Below are 18,639 nucleotides of genomic sequence, written 5' to 3'. Positions count from 1 at the left end.
TACCCAGCAGCAGCCGGTGCTCGCGCCACAGCCCGGCCGTGCAGCAGGGAGCGGGCGCCGAACAGATAAGGTGCCCGACCCGGGCGGCGGGCCGCCTCTCGGTCCGGGTCCGGGCAACTCCTTACGACAAACGGTGTTCACGCCACGGCCCGGCCAGGTACCAGAGGGGCAGGCGCAGAACAGAGAAGCGCCCGGGCGGCCCTGCAGGCCCGGCAGCAGACCACGTTCACAGCAGAACCGCCCCCGCACCAGCGGGCCAGGGCACCGGCCCGGGGCGCGGGGCCGGCCGTCGGCCCGGAAGTCGAGCCGGGCATCGGACCGGGCACGAGAGCCCGGGCGAGGGCCGGATGTCGGCCCGGGCACGGGCCGGGCGCAGGCCGGACAACTCCCCCAACCACCGGCCGATGCTCACGCACAACGCGACCACCGCCCGGCACCACAGGCGGTCACCGAACCGCGGATCGTCCGGCCAGAGCGTCACGCCGCATGCCGGCCCGGGCACCGGCCCAGCTGCGGGACCAGGTGCAGGGCCCGGGTGCAAGGACCCGGGTGCAGGGCCCGGGTGCAAGGACCCGGGTGCAGGGGCCGGGTGGTGGGGGCCGGGTGGGGGCCGGGTGTGAGGCCGGACAACTCCCCCGGTACCGGCCGGGCTTCGCGCCGGAGCCCGGCCGGTACCGCAGGAGACGGGCACCGAACAGCAACGCGCCCGCCACGGCACAGGACCCCCTGCCGGGTCGGGAGTGGAGGCATCGGGCCCCGGCGACAAGCCGGGAAACTCCCCCGGAAACAGAAGGTGTTCACACACGACAGGACCACAGCCCGGCACCAGCGACGGGCACAGAACAGGTGAAGGCGCCCGGGCCCCGGTGGCCGGCCCCGGTGGCCGGCCCGGCGGACACCTCCCGCCCCGCCGGCCGGCGTTCACGCCACAACGGTGTCCCGGTACCAGGAGACACAGGCACCGAACGCCTCGGCGAACCGCGGCCCGGGCGAAGCCTCCAGCCCCGCCCACAACCGCCCGCTGTCGTACCAGTGATCCACCGCCAGCAGCCCCACCCGCCGCGCCAGCACCGCATCGATCCCCCCACCACCACCCAGCAACTCCAACGCCCCCGCCAGATCCACCTCCCCCACCGGCAACGGCAGACCCAGCCCCCCGGCCACCGCCTCCACCAGCTCCCGCACCGACACCGGCTCCGGATGCCCCGCGTGCAGCACCCCGCCCATCACCTCCCGCCGCACCGCCAGCTCCGCCAACGCCCCCGCCAGCGCATCCACCGAAACCAGCGAGACACGGGCACGCCCACCCTCCACCCAGTACGGCAACCGGCCCAACAACTCCACCAACCCCGGCACCACCCACCGATCACCCCGCCCGAACACCAGATGCGGCCGCAACACCGTCCCCCCGGCCGCCAGCACCAGCCGCTCCCCCTCAAGACGCGTCGCACTCGTCACCGACCCCGGCCGCTCCACGAGCTCACCCTCCACCACCCCCCGACGCACCCCCGCCCCGTACACCGCCGCCGTACCCAACTGCACCACCCGCCCCACCCCCGCCCGCCGCGCCTCCGCCAGCAGAGCCCGCGTCCCCTCCACATTCACCGCCCGCAACTCCTGCTCCGACCCCGTGATCCGCGACGCCAGATGCAACACCGTCCCCACCCCCTCACACACCCCCCTCAACGAACCCGCCACCGCCAGATCCCCCCACACCTCCTCCACCCCCACCCGCACCCCCGCCCGATGCACCAACGCCCTCACCCCCACCCCCCGCCCCACCAGACACTCCACCACCGCAGAACCCACGAACCCCGCCGCCCCGGTCACCAACACCCCAGCACCACAACCACTGTTCATCACACACCCCATTCCACCGTGTTACCGTCACGCGATGACCGCCGGAACACACAACACACTCCTCGCAGGCAGATCCGCACTCATCACCGGCGCAAGCTCCGGCATCGGAGCAGCCGCCGCCCGCGTCTTCTGCCGCGAAGGCGCCGCAGTCACCCTCGTCGCCCGCCGCGAAAAACAACTCGCCGACCTCACCGACGAATTACGCACACAAGGCCACCACGCCCAATACGTCGTCGCCGACGTCACCCGGACCGAACAAATCGCCCACGCCGTCCAGAAAGCCATCACCACCTACGGCCACCTCGACACCGCCTTCAACAACGCAGGCACCGGCGCCACCCCCAAACCCATGCACCTCCTCGACGAAGACGCCTACGACACCGTCATGGACACCAACGTCCGCGGCATCTGGAACGCCATGCGCCACGAAATCCGCGCCATGCTCACCCATGGCGAAGGCACCATCGTCAACAACAGCAGCACCGCAGGCCTCGTCGCGACCCCCGTCACCGCCACCTACATCGCCTCCAAACACGCCGTCATCGGCCTCACCAAAGCCGCCGCCAACGAATACGCCCACCAAAACATCCGCGTCAACGCCATCGCCCCCGGCACCACCCGCACCGAAATGATCAACAACTGGCTCACCGAAAACCCCACCATCGAACAAACCCTCCTCGCCTCCGCACCCCTCCCCCGCATGGCCCACCCCACCGAAATCGCCGAAGCCGCCGCCTGGCTCTCCAGCAACCACGCCTCCTACATCATCGGCACCACCCTCACCATCGACGGCGGCTGGACCACCCGCTAACACCACCCACCCCACCCACCCACCCACCCACCACAAGCAACCACAAGCGAACCTCAAAGACCCACCGACCACCATTAGTCGGGCGCATCCGGCCTGCCCGGCCGCAGCCACAGCCGTGTCAAGCTCAAAAGGCGAATGTCACTGCCACGCCGAGCGGGACAACGTCCACGGCGGGGTGAGCTGAGCGGGTCCCGTGCGACCTTGCGCAGGGCGCGCATCGATACAGGTGATGTTCCGCTGGCTACGTTGCATGCATGCTGAATGCTCAGGCGCAGTTGAAGCTGCGAGTGATTTCACCCTGGTCGGTGGCGCTGTGCCTGTTCGGGCTTGCTGCCGGTCTCTTCATGATCCTCTGGTACGGGGTGGATCCGCCGTTCCGTGCCAGGCCCTCGGGCGACGGGGAACTACTGCTGCAGTTCGCGGCAACGGCCGAGGATGCTCGCGCCATCGTGAAGGCCGGAGGCGGCTATCAGCTCTTCCAGAGTGGCCTCGTGCTCGACTGGTGCTGGTTCATCGTGTCGTATACGGCGGCCCTGGCCGGGGCTTTTGGACTCGGGTACCTGCTTCTCTACCGGAAGTCCACGCGCCTGTGGGCCCGCCGCGCCCTCGTCCTCACACCCGTGGCGGCGGCTGCGGACTGCTTGGAAAACATGTTCCCCTGGAAGGCCCTGGAACGGATCGAAGCCGACCCGCACCGTCCTGTACGGTCCCGGGCCGGGGGCCTGCGCCTGGGAGCAGAGCCCGACCTGGAGCGGAACCTGCAGTGGGCGACCTACTTCGCCCAGGTGCAATGGGCGCTCGTCATCCCTCTCGTGGCAGCGGCCCTCCTGATTGTCGTCACCCTCTTCTGCCGCCGCGTGCAGGCCCCCTCCGTCGTGACGAGTGGGCTGGAAGGCCGCCCCCGGGCCGTCTTCGCCCATGCCCATCAATCCGCCCGGCCGAGCCACCCGGACGTGATCCTCCCGCCCGCCGCGCCCCACGACTGGGAGCCCCGGCCCGAGTGGACCGCCCCCGGCCCGGCGCAGGCAGGCCAGGCGGGGGCTCAGCAGGACACCGCAGTGACCCGCTGGCGTACTCGCGCCTACCAGCCGCCCGGTCGAAGCCCTGCGGAACTTGGCTTCTGTGTCTCCGGCGGCGGCATCCGGTCGGCCGCGATCACCCTGGGCGCGCTCCAGGCACTGCGCGAGCAACTGCTCAAGGCGACGTACATCGTGTCGGTCTCCGGTGGCGGGTACACCGCCGGAGCCCTTCAACTGGTGCTGACCGATGCCCGGCTCAAGGACGAGAGCGGGAACCCCACGCCGTGGCGGGCCAGTTCCTGAACGCGTTCTACTCACACCTCCCGCTGACCGACCTCCACCGCTTCACGCCCCACAAGAAGACGTTCGTGCCGACGTGCGAGGCCCCGAAGGTCCCGAAGTGTCCCGGCCCGACGCTGATGTTCCTGCCGTCGCTCGAACTGTTTCCGAACGCCTGGCACCCCGTCCTCGGCCTGCTCGGCCTGGCCGGCGCGGTGTCCGTGGGCCTCGCCTTCGTGTGGGCATGGAAGACGAAGTCCCGCCCGGCGTGGCTGCGAAGCACGGTGAATGCGATCGTGGCCATGGCCTTGGCGGTCGCATTGATCTCCATCGTTCTTCCGGCGGTGATCTGGTTCTTCGCCTGGCTGGCGCACGAGCAGGGAGCGGTGCAGAACAACGGCAGGGGACTGTCGGTGCTTGCCGCGCTCACCGCCACGGCGACCGCACTCGGCACCTGGTTCATCGCCGTCCACAAGACAGTGAAGAGGCTGAAGCCGGACGGCGAGAAGGCAGGCATGTTCGACAAGGGCGGCCCCTCCCTCGTCATGCAGGTCGGCGGCAGCTGGGTGAAGGCTGTGGTCTGCTGGCTGGTGCTGCTCCTGGTCGCGTTCTTCTGCCTCGCCCTCATGTCCTGGACGGCCGTTTACGCCGGAGACTGGCCCGCAGGGTGGAAGTGGGGGGTACCCATTGCCCTGATCGTGCTGGCGCTCGCGATCGACCAGACCACGTTCAGCCTGCACCCCTTCTACCGACAGCGGTTGGCCGGCGCCTTCTCCGTGCGCCGCGCGGTGTTGAAGGACGGCTCGGTCGGCGCCCTGCCGTACGACTACAGCAATGAGCCGACCCTTCTGGACCCCTACGCACAGCGGGTGAAGGGCTTCCCCCAGATCATCTTTGCCGCCTCCGCGGCGATCTCGCTGCGCAACCGCACCGCGCCCGGCCGCCCCGCTGTGCCCTTCACTTTCGCCTCCGACTACTGCGGCGGCCCCGACACGGGCTGGGTCCGTACCGACACTCTGCAGAAGACGGCCCCCGCACTGATCAGGCGCGACCTGACCGTGCAATCCGCCGTCGCCGTGTCCGGAGCGGCCTTCGCCTCCGCGATGGGCACCCAGACGATGTTCATGGAGCGGCTGCTCGCACTCTCCAACGTGCGGCTCGGAACGTGGATCCCCAACCCGCTCTATCTCGCGGAGCTGGCGAAGTACAGGCCCAGCCGGATCATGCCGCGCCTGCCGCGCGTACGGCGGCTGCGGTACCAACTCCAGGAGCTGGCGGGCAGGTACTCGAACACGTCATCGACTCCTCCGGGGACACGCCGCCGCTGGCCACCACCCTCGCCCAGGCAGTGACGCTCGCCTACGAGGACCTCGGAGTGAAGATCACCTTCGAGGAAAAGGGCCAGAACCTGCTGGACCTGGTGCCCGGCAGCGCCGAACCGCTCTCGCCCGAGGAGCCGATGGCTGCCCTGAACGCCCGGTTCTCCGCCACCTGCGTAGTGCACGGCACGATCGAGTACCCGGAAGAGATCACGTTCTCGCCCGATACGCCGCCCGGCACGAAGGGGACCATCATCTTCGTGAAGGCCGGCCTGACCCCCGACATGCCGTACGAACTGCTCAGTTACGCCCTCCAGGAGAAGGCCTTCCCCCGCCAGGCCACCTTCGACCAGTGGTTCGATCACAGCCAGTTCGACGCCTACCGGGCGCTCGGCCACCACATGGGCACCGAGGCCGGAAAGGTGCGTCCAGGCCGACGCAGAGGTGTACGGCGCTGGTGGTGACCGATCCTCGCTGTAGCGGCGGTGGAGGGCGACACGGCGGCAGGGCCCGCGAGGCGTTCGCACGTGAGGCGCAGGCGGCGATCGGCCGGATCCGAGCACTCCGCCGCCGCCCTGGCGGCCTACACCCCGCTCCCGAACTCGATGGAACGCTGCACCCTGAACATCTCGCAATAGGCCGAGTCGTCACCGAACCGCTCGACGACCCGGTGATGAACATGCTGGCGGTACGCCACCGCCCCCAGCTGCCGGAAGACGTCCATGTCCAGCTGTCGCTGCGATGCGAAGCACTCCAGGGCCTTGACCTTCGCGTCCATCAGCTTCTCCGTACCGACGAAGAACATGTTCGGCTCGAAGCCGGTGCTGTACGGGGAGCGGAAGTAGCTCAGCCCCATGGCCTCGCGCATGGCGACGGCAGTCACCTCCTGCCCCGTGATCGAATGATCGATGTGCTGGTCGTCCGGATAGTGCGTGTAGACGAGGTCCGGACGCGATTCGCCGATGACCCGGAAGAGCTCGGAATTGATCCGCCCTCTGTGTTCCACGAATCGGGTGTCCGGAACGTCGGAGAAGGTGTACTGATCCACCATCAGTACGGCGCCTGCGCTCAGGCATTCGTTGCGCCTCGTCACCGAACCCTCCTCCTCGGGTTTGCCGGTGCTCAAGCAGTGCACGCGCACGCGTACGCCGAGCTGCGTGTACCAATGGATGCGCATGCCCATCGAAATCTCGGCGTCGTCCGGGTGGGCGACGACTACCAGAACGCTCTTCATTGCCCCCCGATTCGGTACAACTTCGGCCGCTCATGCGCGGTGACATCGGTGCCGGCGCCGAGCAGGATGTCCCGCGCCCCGGGGCCGTGATTGAACAGCAGATCGTAGGCCGAGAGCTCCGCCTCGAAGGGGAGGCCCGGGGTGTGTTGGGCCTGTGCGTAGCGGGGGTGGCGATAGCCGAAGGTCCGAACGCGCACCCCTCGGCCCTCCATGACCTCGTGTTCCGCCAGGGCCGGATCATCCCGGGACGGCCGGCGCAGGTAATGGTCCTCACCCATGGGATGTGAGCAGGCGAGGTAGGTGAGGGAGCGCTCGCGGCCGGACGGGGTCACGGTGTCGGCGGCCCGGTGTACCACCTCGGCGAGCAGGGCGCCCTTGGCCCCCTCGGGCTCGTCCATCAGCTGCGATGCGCGCAGGTAGGGGGTGGTGATGCCGAACCCGTGGCGCGCTACGTCCGTCAATGCGTCGCACAGGTCGTTGAGATAGGTCCAGGAGGAGGCGTAGATCTCTCCCAACGGCCCCTCGTAGGTGCTGAAGTACGGTGTGCTGCGATAGACCGAGGTGATGTGGTCCCAATGAGATGCTGGTGCCGAGGGATCCGCCAGGACCTTCCTCCGGATCGCCTCCCGGCCGCCCCGCACCGGAAGGGTGAGCCACCGGCGGGCGCCCTCGTGAATGAACACCTGTCGGTTCTGCCAGTCCGATCGCACGAACTGCACGTGGTCCAGCGACACGAAGACGTCGGAAATCGCCATCTTGTAGAAGTAGTAGAGATGTCGGTGGTATCCGGGCTGGTGCACTGCCACGCGCACGGCGGTCTCCCTCCATCAGGCGCTACGTGTACTGCCGCTCTCGGAGTGCTGTTCGGCAGCCGGAACGGCGGTCACTGTGCGGAGCGGCCCCGGTCGGCGGTCCACGGGCCGGCGAACTGTCGGGGGCACGCTCCGGACGCCCCCGCCTGACCGGCGGGGCACGCTCCCGCCGGTCACGGGGGAGGCAGCCCCTCCCCCGGTGCCGCGAGCCGTGCATAGCGCCCCCGGTGCCGCAGCAGCGGGCCGCCGCCCGAGGAGCCCGTGTGATGCAGCCGGACGACGACGATGTGGTGGTCCCCGGCGCGGTGCGCGTCGGCGACGGAGCACTCCAGCCACGCGACGGATCCCCCCAGCACGGGCATGCCGCCCGGGGACGGTGTCCAGGACACACCGGCGAAGCGGTTCTCCGCCCCGGCGAACTTGCGGGAAAGGTCCTGCTGGCGCTCGTTGAGGATGCTGACGCACAGGCCGTCCGCCGCTCGGAGCAGCGGCCATGTGCGGCTCGTGAGCGCCGGGCAGAACAGGGCCAGCGGGGGCTCCAGGGATACGGACGTCAACGAGGAGACGGTCATGCCGACCGGTCGGCCGCGGTCGTCGAGGGCTGCGACGACCCCGACCGTGCCCGCCAGGCTCCGCATCACCTCCCGGAACCCCGCCCTGCACGAGGGGGAACCTGCAGTCGTCACCGGGTCGGTACGGCTCGTGTCGATGGCGTCAGTCATCGGACGCCCTCCTTTCTTGGCGGCCACCGGGCTACGGTTCGGCACGGGTGCGGACCACGAAGGCGCTGTGGAGGCGCCGACCCTCGATTCCGCGCCAGCGGAACGTCCTCTCCCCCGCACCGGGCCACTGGAGGTAGTGGAGGTTTCCGACCACCTCCTGCTCCCCCTCGCGCCGGTAGGCGATCTTCGACGACTGCCCCCCGTCGAGGTGGTGGGCGGTGCGCGGATCGACGCCCGACCTTTCCAGGTCGCGGACCACCTCGGCGGGGGTCATCCCGCGGAACGAGTCCGTCAGGGGTGCGCCGTCCACGACCCGGAAGCAGAGCGTCCGCCCGTCCGGCCACAGCAGGGTCCGCGCGTGGCGAACGGGCCGGAAGGGGGAGGTCCCGAGGCTCGCGTCGTACGCCGCCACCTCGCCGCAGGCCGCGTCGGCGGCGCTCGGGCCGAGGGAGATCCCGCACCAGAGATGCTCGGTGGCCAGGCCCGCGATGCCGGTCACCCGCACCTCGGTGCCCACGGCCAGGGGCCGGGCGTGGGCTGCGGTGCCCCGCAGCACGTAGCCACCGCTGAACAGGTTCGCCCCGCCGCCGGGGTGGATGCTGCGGATCACGTGCAGATGCGGGGCCATGCGCTGTACCACTGCGTCCACCACGCCCGCGTCGCGGGGGGTCGTGTTCCCCGTGCGCTCCACGAACCGGGTGAACCCCCTCAGCGCGTCGTCCGCGTAGCGGATCGTGCAGTTGGCGGCGCCGAACACGGCGAGCGCGCCCCGACGCACACCGTCCGGGGCAGCCTTTTCCTTGGAGCCGATCCATTCACGGACGGACCGGCCCAGGACCAGGGTCCCGGTTGCCGGCAGGGTGCGGAGGGACGGCCTACCGCGGTGCACCAGGAAGGCCGGTTTGGTCACGGTCGGCAGGCTGACCGTCTCCCCCTGCCGGGAGCAGAAGTCCAGGCGGGGCTCGGCCGGCTGGTGGTCGGGTTCGTCGGAGATGAAGGAGAACGAGCCGCTGACGGCTGCGACCACGTCGGCGTCGCACCGGTCGCGCAGGGCGAACCCGACCGGGTCCGACTCCACTTCCACCCGAGCCGCCGACCGGGCGACCCGCAGCGTGTGGACGTTGGCGAAAGCGCCGCTGCCCAGCTCCACGCTCTCCTCCTGGAGGCGGACGCCGGGAGCCAGGACACGCTCCCGGGCCGCGACCCGCACCGCGAACGGCCGCTGATCGCGGGCGATCTCCTGGATGTCGTGCACGTGGTAGCCGCGGGCTCTGAGGGCCGCGAGAGCCTGCCGGTCCTCGGCGTGCGGCGCAGGCGGGACGGGGAGGGTCATCGGGCGCCCGCCAGTGTGACGGCCAGCTCCTGCGGCGGGAAGGCACCCTGGTCCAGCAGGCGGATCACCGCCTCTCTGAGCCGTTCGCGCCGCTGCGCGCAGAGCCCCAGGTCGTAGGGAACCGTCACGTTGTCCATCCGGTACAGGACCACCCCGGCGGCCACCGCCGCCAGCAGAGCCGCTTCGGGCGGCTCGGGCGGTCGGCCCGTGCCGTAGGCGTCGAGCAGCGTGGGAGCCAGGCCGGGCAGGTGATCCGGCCAGGGCACATGGCGGATCAGCAGGTGGGCCAGCAGGTAGCCGACGTCGAAGAGCGGTCGGCTCGGGTGCACGTTGTCGAGGTCGCACAGGGCGACCCGCCCGCCGGCCAGGCTGAGGTTCTTCGGGGCCAGATCACCGAGGACGAGCTGCTGCGGCTCCTGGGTCCGCAGCTCCTCGCAGGCCCGCTCCAGGGCGGGGTGTCCGCTGCCGCGCAAGCAGTAGTCGAAGGTGTGCTCGCGGAACCACACGTCGCCCTGGGCCCGGATGGCGACGCGGACGTCCTTGGTCGCCTCGTGGATCCGCCGCACTGCCGCGCCCAGGCGCACGAGTTCGTGCGCGGTGGCCGGGCGCTCCCGCAGGTGGTCCTCGTAGGTCCGCCGGTCCTCGAACACGTCGGTCATGACCATGGCATGGGCCTGCGGGTGGAACGCCAGGACGCGCGGGACCGTCGAGGGCAGCAGCGCCCCGTACAGGTCGAGGGCCCGCCGTTCGTCCGCGATGTACGCGGGCTCCGTACGCAGCGACGGAATACGGGCGAACACCGCCGTGCGCACCTTCAGGACGACGCTGCCGCGTGGTCCCTCCACCCGGAACACGTGGCTGACGTTGCCGCCCGTCAGCCGGCTGATCGCGGTCACGGGGCCCACGTGGGCCCGGCAGTCGGCGAGGACGTCCGGCAGCATGTCACCCAGCAGGTCGGCGGGGGTCGGCAGCACGGTGGCGGCCTCCCGTCCGAGGAGGCCGGTCACAGCGGTACATCCATCAGGTGGGGCGCGCCCCCGCCACCCGGGCGGGATCCCGGCCGGGTGGCTCCGTCGCCCTGCTCGCGAAAGTCCAGTCGGGCGATGGAGGGGCCTCCGACCCACTGCCGGGCGGCGGACAGGTAGGCCCCCGCCATCAGGGTCGAACCGCGCCGGTGGTCAACGAGCTCCGAGGACATCTCCGCGCGACTGCGCCGACCGTTGACGTACTCCAGGAACTCCTCCACGGCACGGCGCCTGGAGGAGGACTGTGTCGGTTCGTCGAGGCCTGATGCGGAGGCGGTCGTGAGCGCGTCGTAGTCGAGCGTCTCGTACTTCTTCCAACGTGATTTGAAACCGCTGTTGCGGAAGACGTGCACCTCGATGTGTCCCTGGCTGCCGATGCCGTAGGCATCCCCGTCCTGCTCGTCGCCGCCCAGGGTCTGCAGCGAATGGAAGTGGATGGCCTGGAAGGGCCCCTGCTGCAGAATGTGGCTCTCGTGCCGGACACGGCCGTTGCCCTTGTAGAGGTTGGCGTGGGCCGGGGTGAAGCGTCCCCGCTGGGAGAAGCCGTTGTGCACCAGGTTGATGCTGCCGAGCGTCATCGTACGGCCGCCGCTCTTGTAGACCATGGAGACGAACGCGTCGACCTCGCCGAACGATTCGGTCGCCGCGATCAGTTGTTTCTGCGTGTACGGATTGACCTCCTCGAACTCGGGGAAAAGCCGCGCGTAGTCGTCCAGGTCGAGCTGCGCCAGGAAATCGCCGGGTCGGCTGAAGTTGGCGTGCACCTCCACGCTGTCGAGTTCCTTGCCGGGCGTCTCGCCCGCCCGCAGCAGCCAGGGAACGATGTCGAAGAAGTGGTACCCCGAGTGGGCGCACTTGCCGTAGCCCTGGTCGAAGGAGTGGTAGGAGATGTCTATGAGCTCGTTCGGCATCCGCCATTGGCCGTCGCTGTGGAAGGACTGCACCGAGGTCACCGGGCAGTTGGTCTCCTGCGCCATCTCGGCGATCAGCTCCCTCATCCTCAGGAAAGCCGGGTGATGTCGGCGTTGGCACTGCACCGCGACCAGGACCTCGGGGTGGACCTGGCGCACGGCCTCGTAGCGGTCGAGCACTTCGTCGAAATCGGTGAGGATCGAGGCCGCCCGGTCGGGGTCGACGGAGCAGTTGACATGCACACTGAGCGGCTTGTCGAGGAGCACGCTCAGCCCGCGGTCGAGCGCCCAGTGCGTGTAGACCATGTGGAAGGCCGGTTCGGTCGAGACCACGACCGCGTCGATGGCGCGCTCGCGTACGAGGGTGTCGAGGGTGTCGCGCACCGCGGCGGGCAGGGTACGGCAGGCCGGATCGAAGGGGGCGATGAAGGTCACCGGTATCCGGGTCCCGCCCGCGGCGGCGTTGAAGGCCGCTATGTCTTCGGCAGTATGGGTGAGGTCGACCCCGATCACGGTCCCTACGAGACCCGCCGCCCGGCCGGCCGCCAGCGTCGGCAGATGGTTGCGGCGCGCGTGGGGACCGATGCCGACCACGAGGAAATTCTTCACGTTGCCTTCCTTGGTGACCTATGACTCGCGCCCGGTGAGTTCGAGGTTTCGGATCTCCGCCATGACCCGGCCGGCAGGATCGGCCAGTGTCACGTTCAACTGTTCGTTCCCGGCGTCCACGACGGCCCAGCCTTCGGTCGGGCCGTCGCCGAGCGAGGCGTGGACCACCAGTTCCCCGACGGCCGTGGGCAGGCCTCCCTCGCGGGACCCCGGGTGGAAGACCAGCGTCTGGAGGGCAAGGTCGAGGAGGCCGACGTCGAGGAAGGACGGCCCGCGGACGTCCGCGGCCCGACCCGCGCCGGCCCGCAACCGCGCCAGGTGCAGTGGGCTGTCGCTCCCCCGCCGGCAGGAGACGATCTCGCGGAAGGCCGGCCCGTATTGGATGCCCTGGGTGGCGAACTGCTCCGCGAGGTCTGCCACCGGTACCGCCTGCGCATGCGGGAGGTCGGTCTCGATGCGGGATGCGGGCAGCTGTCCGGCCAGTGGCTGCACCTCGGCGCCTGCGTGTTGCAGGTTCACCGGGATCCAGCCGTGGTCGGGCCGTACCGGCGAGCTCTCGACGCTCACGCGCAGGCTGCCGTCCTTGCGCCGGACCAGTGTGGTCCGCAGCTCCCTGGGCCGGTCGGGCGCCAGGGTGAGCGGCTGGTGCACCCGCAGCCCGCGCAGGGTGAAACCGCCGGTGTCGTCCAGGCACGCGGCCGCGGACTGGCACACCAGTTCGGCGAAGAAGGCCAGCGGGACACGTACATTCCCGTCGACACGGTGGTCGCGCAGGGCGCCGTCCAGTTCCGGCTGATAGGTCCAGCGGGCCTCCCAGCGGCCCGGGCCGGTCTCGTGGCACAGGTCCACCAGCCGCCCCGTGACCGCCCCGGCGGAGCTCCAGGGGGCCGTGGTCCGGGTCAGCCCGGTCTCCTCGGGCATGTCGCGGTAGCCCAGGGTGAGACAGGTCGGCATACCGGCCGGACTGCGCAGCAGCGCTCCGGCCCAGGCCAGGCCCTCGGACACCTTCATGAACGGGATGTCCCTGCGCTCCAGCGCGGCCCGGGAGGACGGGCGCATCGCCATCCCCACCTCCGCCCAGGCGGGCCAGGCCACCGACCGCACCCGGGCGGCGGGAAAATCGGCCGCCAGCCGGTGGGCCGCGGTGCCCAGGAACTCACTGGCTCCGGCGTAGTCGATCTGTCCCGGGTTGCCGTACGTCCCCGCAGCCGAACCGAAGAGCATGATCAAACGCGTCTCGTCCCCCAGCACCGGGCTCAAGTTGTACAGGCCACCGGTCTTGACCGCGATGGTCCGTTCCCACGACTCCCGGGTCTTCGCGCACAGCGGCTTGCTCGTCTCCACCCCGGCGCCGTGCAGCAGGGCCTGGACCGGGCCGCCGGCTCTGACCACCTCCTCGGCGAAACGGCGCGTGGCGCGGCCGTCCGTGACGTCCAGGCACCGGTATTCGGCGCGGGCACCCAGGTCCCGCAGGTGGGTCACGGTCTGCAGGACCTCCAGGGAATTGGCGATCCGCGCCCAGTGCCGTTCGAAGGCGGGCGGGAGCAGCGCCGGGTCGTCGCGGCGCATCGCCGCGAACTGGCGCCGCTTGTGCCGGGAGAGTTCCTCCGGGGACATGTGCAGGAGCTGGTCCCGGTCGCCGACCCCGAGGGCCGCCTTCACGTCGACCAGGTCGGTGGTTCCGAGCAGCACGTAGCGGCACGGCACCTCTTCGGCCATCATCCGCACCACCTTGGCCGTCACCCCGCGGCCGCCTCCGGTGGCCAGCACCGTGTCACCGCGCTCCAGTGGCAGGCACCCGTCCGCCCCGGGCACGTCCGCGGGCTGCTCGTAGGCGGGGACGAGCGTGGTGGTGTACGAACGCGATCCCGTGAGCCCGAGCTCCACATGGCCGTGCGCGGTGTCCGAGGCGAGCTGCAGCAGCCGGTCGGCGGCGGTCCCGGCGGTGACCGAGGCGCCGACGTCGAGCACGACCGTACGGACGACCGGGATCTCCACGTGCAGGGCCCGCACCGCGCCGTGCAGCAGGCCTGCGAGCGCGTCCCCGGAACGGGCGCCGGTGAGTCCGAACCTTCCGTCCGCACGGGTGACCACGGCGAACCCGCCGGAGCCCTGCTGCACCCAGCGCCGCCCGAGCTCGGACAAGGTGTGGAACAGGGTTCGTGACATCCCGTGCGCGTAGAGACCTTCCTCCGGGCGGAACCTCTGCTCCGGGCGTGCCCGCCCGGTGAACCCGGGCAGGAAGAACACCCAGTCCGGCAGCGGTCCGGCGGCGAGGCGTCGTGCCAGTTCCTCGGCGCCGAGGAGCAGGCCGCGGTAGCCCGAGGCGTTCACGCGTACCGTCTCCCGCACGGTCACCGCCTCGGTCTCGGCCCCCGCCGCGGCCAGCCGGTCCAGCGTCTCGGCGGCGAGGCCGTCGCCGTCCGAGAGTACGAGCACCCGCCGGCCGGACAAGTCCTGGCGGATCCGACGCGGGTCCGTCGGCGTGGCGATGGGAATCATTCCGATCATGGTGCGACCTCCCTGGTGGTCACGGCTCGGACCGGATCGGTGTCGGTCAGGCCGATGGCCCACAACTGTGCTGCTGCACGCTCCAGTTGCGTCAGCTCTCCGCCCTTGGGGTGGAGCAGGTGCACGATCCGCACGCCCTCTGCGGACGCGCCGAGGTTCTCGGTGACGAGCGAGGACAGGGCTCGCTTGGGGCCGGTCTCGACGAAGACGCGCGCCCCGCGGTCGTAGGCGTCGCGGATCATGGTTTCGTAGTAGACGGGGAGCACGTACTGGTCGGCCAGGCTCTGCCGGATCCGGTCGGGCTCGGCGTCCTGCGGGTACGGGCGCGAGGTGCGTGTCTCATAGACCGGCGCCGACGGCGCGGTGAGGGGGATCTCGTCCAGGAACTCCCGGTATCGCGGGACGGCTTGCCCCAGCAGCGGCGAGTGGAAGGCACGCTCGATGGGCAGCGCACGGCCCTCGATCCCCTCCGCGGCAGCGCGTCCGAGGACGCGGGTGATCGCGGCCGCCCGTCCGGCCAGCACGATCTGCCGCCGGCTGTTCCAGTTGGCGATCACTACGTCGGACTCGTCCTCCCCGATCAGCCGTGCCCCTTGTGCTGCTGAGGTGAAGAGCACGGCCATGCTCTGGGAGGGGCCGCCGTCCCGGGCCCGGCCGGCGATGACGCCCCGCCGGTGGGCGGTGCGGAGCGCGTCCTCGAAGGAGAGGGCCCCGGCGGCCGTCAGCGCGGAGATCTCGCCGAAGCTGTGGCCCAGGTGGGAGTCGGACGGCACCCCGAGGGATGTGAGCCAGTCCCCGAGCACGGTGCTCACCACCAGTGTGGCGACCTGGCAGTTCTCGGTCCGCGACAGCCACGCGTCGCTCGCCCCGGGTTCCGCGTGCCAGAACCCGTCCAGCAGTCCCGGCAGCTCCGCGGCGAGGGCGTCGGCCGCTGCACGCAGCCTGGCCCCCGCGCCGTCCACGGCCCGCGCGCCTTCCCGCAGCATTCCCGCGTACTGGCTGCCCTGGCCGGGATAGAGCCGGCAGACCCGGCCGGGGCTCACGTCCCTGCGGCCGGTGAACACCCCCATGGCGTCCCACTGCCCGGGGGCCAGAGTCCCGGGTCCGGTGGCCAGGTACCGGCGGACCCGCTGCCGCAGCACCCGGTCCGCTTCGGGGCCGGTGCCCGTATGGATCGCGAGCCGGTGTGCGTGGTCCGCAGCCGCGGCCGGCGGAGCCTCACCGTGCTCGGCGAACGCGGTCAGCGCGCTGAGCATCTCGGCGGAGCCGGGGGCCGTCCAGACCGCGGTGTGCGCCGGTTCCGCCTCCGCCACTGCGGCACGCGCGACGGGCCGCCGCCCGGACCGGGGAGGAACGTACTCCTCCAGCACGGCGTGGTAATTGACGCCCCCGAGGCCGAAGGCGTTCACAGCGGCTCGGCGCGGGGCCCCGCCGTGCGGGGCCGGCCAGGGCATGGTCTCGGTCAGCACCCGGAAACGGCGGCTCTCCAGCTCCAGCGCTCGGTGCGGATTCTCGAAGCCGGGGGTGGGGACGAGCTCTCCCCGCTGGAGGCAGAGAACGGTCTTGATCACAGAGGTCATGCCCGCGGCGGCCTTCTGGTGGCCGACGTTGCCCTTCACGCTTCCGAGGAAGACGGTCTCCTTGTTCGCGAGGGCTCCGGACAGGGCCTCCACCTCGGACCGGTCCCCGAGGGCCGTCGCAGCTCCGTGACCCTCCACGTAACTGATGCCCGCGGGGTCCAGATCCGCCCCGCGATAGGTGCGCTCCATGGCGAGCCTGCGTCCGGCGGCGTTGGGGGCGAGCAGGCTGCGCCCCTTGCCGTCGCTGCCGCCGCGCACCTCGCGTACGACGGCGAGGATCGGGTCCCCGTCGCGTTCCGCATCCGTCAGCCGCTTCAGGCACAGCAGGCCCGCGCCGCCGCCCATGATGAACCCGTCGCCCTGGTCGTCGTACGGACGGCCCGCGCCGGTCCCGCTCAGGGCCCGGATCGAGGCGAGTGCCGAGTGGTTCACGAGTCCAACCCCCATGCCGACGGCACCGCACAGGACGAAGTCCAGCGTGTGCTGGCGCAGTTCCTGCAGGGCCAGCGAGAGTGCGGCAAGCCCGGTGGCGCAGGCGGCGCGCACCGCGTAGCTCTTTCCCCTGAGGTCGAAGGAGCTGGCCAAGCAGGACGCGAGGGTCGAACCGAAGCCGGCCACCGAGGTGTCCTGGTTCACGGCGTGCAGGTCGAGGGCGGGGTCGTTCCACAGCTCGTCGCGCAGCACCTGCCACGGTGCCTCGATCCCGCGCGCGCGGGCGAGTCCGCGCAGCCGGCGCAGCCACGGCATGAAGCGCAGGGACTGCATGAGCTCGAACTCACGGTCCGAGTCGGGAAGTTGACCGATGATGCAGCCCGCACGGGCGGGGTCGATCGACGCGGTCGCGTGCTCCACGGCGGTGGCGAGGTTGGCGGCGCACGACAGCAGAACGAGGTACTCGTCGGTCAGGTCCGGTACCTGCTTGGGCAGGATCCGGAAGCGGGCGTTGTCCACCGTCTGCGGCACGTCGGTGAGGGCCGCGTTCCGGAGGTATTCCGCCTGGCGTTTCAGGCCCGCGTCGTCCAGGTCCCGTTGGAGGCCGGGCACCCGTGCCCGCAGGTCCCTGCTGCTGGCCAGCCCTGCCCGGAGGTTCTGCCAGAAGGCGTCCGCGTCCGCCGCGTCGGGCTGGACCGCCTCCACCGCCGTAATGGCGACGGGCACCCGTGCGGGGCGACGCGCGGGCCTGGTCCGGGGCTCTCCGGCGCTCTGCCCCTCGGGCTGTTCGAGGAGCAGGTGGTAGTTGATGCCCCCGTACCCGAAGGCGCTCACGCCGATCCGCCACGGGCGGCCCGGCACCCGGGCGAGCGGCTCCGCCGAGCGCTGGAGCCGGAGCCGATCGGCTGCCTCGGCGGCTTCCCGCCGCAGCCCGTCCACGTTCACCGTCGGAGGCAGGCAGCCGGAACCGAACACGAACAGCCCCCGCAGCATCCCGACCAGGCCCGCGCTCTCGACGGTATGGCCGATCAGGCTCTTGGCGGAGCCGAAGGGCAGCGGGCGCGGGCGCGGTACGGAGCCGTACGTGCGGGTCATCGCCGCGAGTTCGGCTCCGTCACCGGCCTGGGTCGATGTGCCGTGGGCCTCCACATAGTCGACGTCCTGCATGCCGAAGGGCATACCGTCGAACGCTCCGCGGATGGCACGTTCCTCCGCCTCGGCGCTGGGGGCCCAGGTCGAGGTGGTGCGGCCGTTGGTGCTGTACCCGATGCCTCGGATCACACCCAGCACGGGCCGGCCCTCGCGCCGGGCGTCCGACAGCCGCGTCAGCAGCATCCCCACGCCGCCTTCGCCCGGCACCAGGCCGCCGGCTGCGGCGCCGAAGGGGAAGGCTCCCTGCGCGGACAGGGTCCGGGCGGCGCTGTTCACGACGAAGATGTCCGGGGTCAGGATGCCGAGTGCCGTCACCAGCGCGGCATCGAACTCCCCTTGGTCCAGCCCCATACAGGCCGAGTGCACCGCCGCCAGCGAACTGCCGCACGCCGCGTCGATGCCGTAGTGGGCGCCGCGGAGATCGAAGTAGTTGGCGATGCGCCCGCCGATCGTCCCGGACTCCCCGTTGAGGGCGAGGTCCTCACGCTTGTCGGCGTACCGCTCGCGTTCCCGCTCCTGGACCTCGTCGAGGACGTTCGCGAGGGCGGGCTCCCGGCGGCGCACCGCGGCCGCCCACCGCTCGGTCTGCACTTTCATGTTGGCGTTGACCCGGCTCGTGGAGCCGCCCGCCACATTGGCGACGATCACGGCCGTCGCGTCCCTGGGCAGCGGGCTGCTCCGCTCGGCCCGGCCGATGACCCGGTGCGCCAGTTCCATGCCCAGCGCGTGGACCGGATCCATCCGCTCGATCACCCGGGGAGCGATGCGGAAGGTGCCCGGATCCAGCTGCCAAGGGTCCAGGAACCCTCCGAGGTCGGTGTACGAGGTGTTCGTGTGCCCGCCGGCATTCTTGTCGTAGGTCTCGCACCCGTCCCAGAAGGCCTCCTCGGCCTTCCTGATCGAGCAGACCGCGCGACGGTTGTTGGTGTAGAAGTCCTCCAGGCGGGCGGCTCCGGGAAGTCTGCAGTCGGCAGCCACGATCGCGATCGGTTCGAATTGCATTCTCTCCACTCCCAGACTGGGGCGATGG

13 protein-coding genes are annotated in these 18,639 nt (G+C 70.8%); 4 read left to right on the top strand and 9 right to left on the bottom strand.

Going from position 1 to position 18,639, the window contains the following annotated elements:
• Positions 1-921: 921 nt before the first annotated feature.
• Complete coding sequence (locus tag OG373_RS40250; protein WP_405444376.1) at positions 922-1,860, bottom strand: NAD-dependent epimerase/dehydratase family protein; 939 nt, start codon at positions 1,858-1,860, stop codon at positions 922-924.
• Positions 1,861-1,894: 34 nt separating this feature from the next.
• Here OG373_RS40250 and OG373_RS40245 point away from each other — a divergent pair, with 34 nt between their 5' ends.
• From OG373_RS40245 to OG373_RS40230, 4 genes are all read left to right on the top strand, one after another.
• Positions 1,895-2,671 (top strand): SDR family NAD(P)-dependent oxidoreductase, encoded by a 777-nt coding sequence (locus tag OG373_RS40245; RefSeq protein ID WP_405435197.1) that lies wholly within the window; start codon positions 1,895-1,897, stop codon positions 2,669-2,671.
• A 254-nt stretch (positions 2,672-2,925) separates the two neighbouring features.
• The gene (locus OG373_RS40240) at positions 2,926-3,993 is read left to right on the top strand and encodes a patatin-like phospholipase family protein (protein WP_405443879.1); all 1,068 of its coding nucleotides are present in this window, start codon (positions 2,926-2,928) and stop codon (positions 3,991-3,993) included.
• A complete protein-coding gene (locus OG373_RS40235) occupies positions 3,975-5,321 on the top strand; it encodes a hypothetical protein (RefSeq protein WP_405443878.1) in 1,347 nt (448 codons plus the stop codon). Before OG373_RS40240 ends, OG373_RS40235 begins: the two co-directional genes overlap by 19 nt.
• Entirely contained in the window at positions 5,318-5,752 is a 435-nt protein-coding gene (locus OG373_RS40230; RefSeq protein WP_405443876.1) for a hypothetical protein, read from the top strand. Before OG373_RS40235 ends, OG373_RS40230 begins: the two co-directional genes overlap by 4 nt.
• A 119-nt stretch (positions 5,753-5,871) precedes the next feature.
• Here OG373_RS40230 and OG373_RS40225 read toward each other — a convergent pair whose 3' ends face one another.
• From OG373_RS40225 to OG373_RS40190, 8 genes are all read right to left on the bottom strand, one after another.
• Complete coding sequence (locus OG373_RS40225) at positions 5,872-6,522, bottom strand: PIG-L deacetylase family protein (RefSeq protein ID WP_405443875.1); 651 nt, start codon at positions 6,520-6,522, stop codon at positions 5,872-5,874.
• Positions 6,519-7,334 (bottom strand): WbqC family protein, encoded by an 816-nt coding sequence (locus OG373_RS40220; RefSeq protein ID WP_405443874.1) that lies wholly within the window; start codon positions 7,332-7,334, stop codon positions 6,519-6,521. The genes OG373_RS40225 and OG373_RS40220 overlap by 4 nt, the downstream gene beginning before the upstream one ends.
• Positions 7,335-7,507: 173 nt before the next feature.
• Complete coding sequence (locus OG373_RS40215; RefSeq protein ID WP_405443873.1) at positions 7,508-8,056, bottom strand: flavin reductase family protein; 549 nt, start codon at positions 8,054-8,056, stop codon at positions 7,508-7,510.
• 31 nt (positions 8,057-8,087) lie between these two features.
• Positions 8,088-9,389: a hypothetical protein gene (locus tag OG373_RS40210; protein ID WP_405443872.1), complete on the bottom strand. Its 1,302-nt coding sequence runs from the start codon at positions 9,387-9,389 to the stop codon at positions 8,088-8,090.
• Positions 9,386-10,396 (bottom strand): phosphotransferase family protein, encoded by a 1,011-nt coding sequence (locus tag OG373_RS40205; protein ID WP_405443871.1) that lies wholly within the window; start codon positions 10,394-10,396, stop codon positions 9,386-9,388. The genes OG373_RS40210 and OG373_RS40205 overlap by 4 nt, the downstream gene beginning before the upstream one ends.
• Positions 10,393-11,934, bottom strand: coding sequence for a Gfo/Idh/MocA family oxidoreductase (locus OG373_RS40200; protein WP_405443869.1), 1,542 nt, complete (start codon positions 11,932-11,934; stop codon positions 10,393-10,395). The genes OG373_RS40205 and OG373_RS40200 overlap by 4 nt, the downstream gene beginning before the upstream one ends.
• A gap of 18 nt (positions 11,935-11,952) precedes the next feature.
• Positions 11,953-14,445, bottom strand: a complete 2,493-nt coding sequence (locus OG373_RS40195; protein WP_405443868.1) for an SDR family NAD(P)-dependent oxidoreductase — start codon at positions 14,443-14,445, stop codon at positions 11,953-11,955.
• Positions 14,442-18,611, bottom strand: a complete 4,170-nt coding sequence (locus OG373_RS40190; protein WP_405443867.1) for a beta-ketoacyl synthase N-terminal-like domain-containing protein — start codon at positions 18,609-18,611, stop codon at positions 14,442-14,444. The genes OG373_RS40195 and OG373_RS40190 overlap by 4 nt, the downstream gene beginning before the upstream one ends.
• Between the last annotated feature and the right edge of the window lie 28 nt (positions 18,612-18,639).

It is taken from the genome of Streptomyces avidinii (genome assembly GCF_045161815.1).
Taxonomy (GTDB): Bacteria; Actinomycetota; Actinomycetes; order Streptomycetales; family Streptomycetaceae; genus Streptomyces; species Streptomyces avidinii.
The sequence above is the reverse complement of the archived record's forward strand: the minus strand, read 5'-3'. Positions and strand labels throughout refer to the sequence as shown.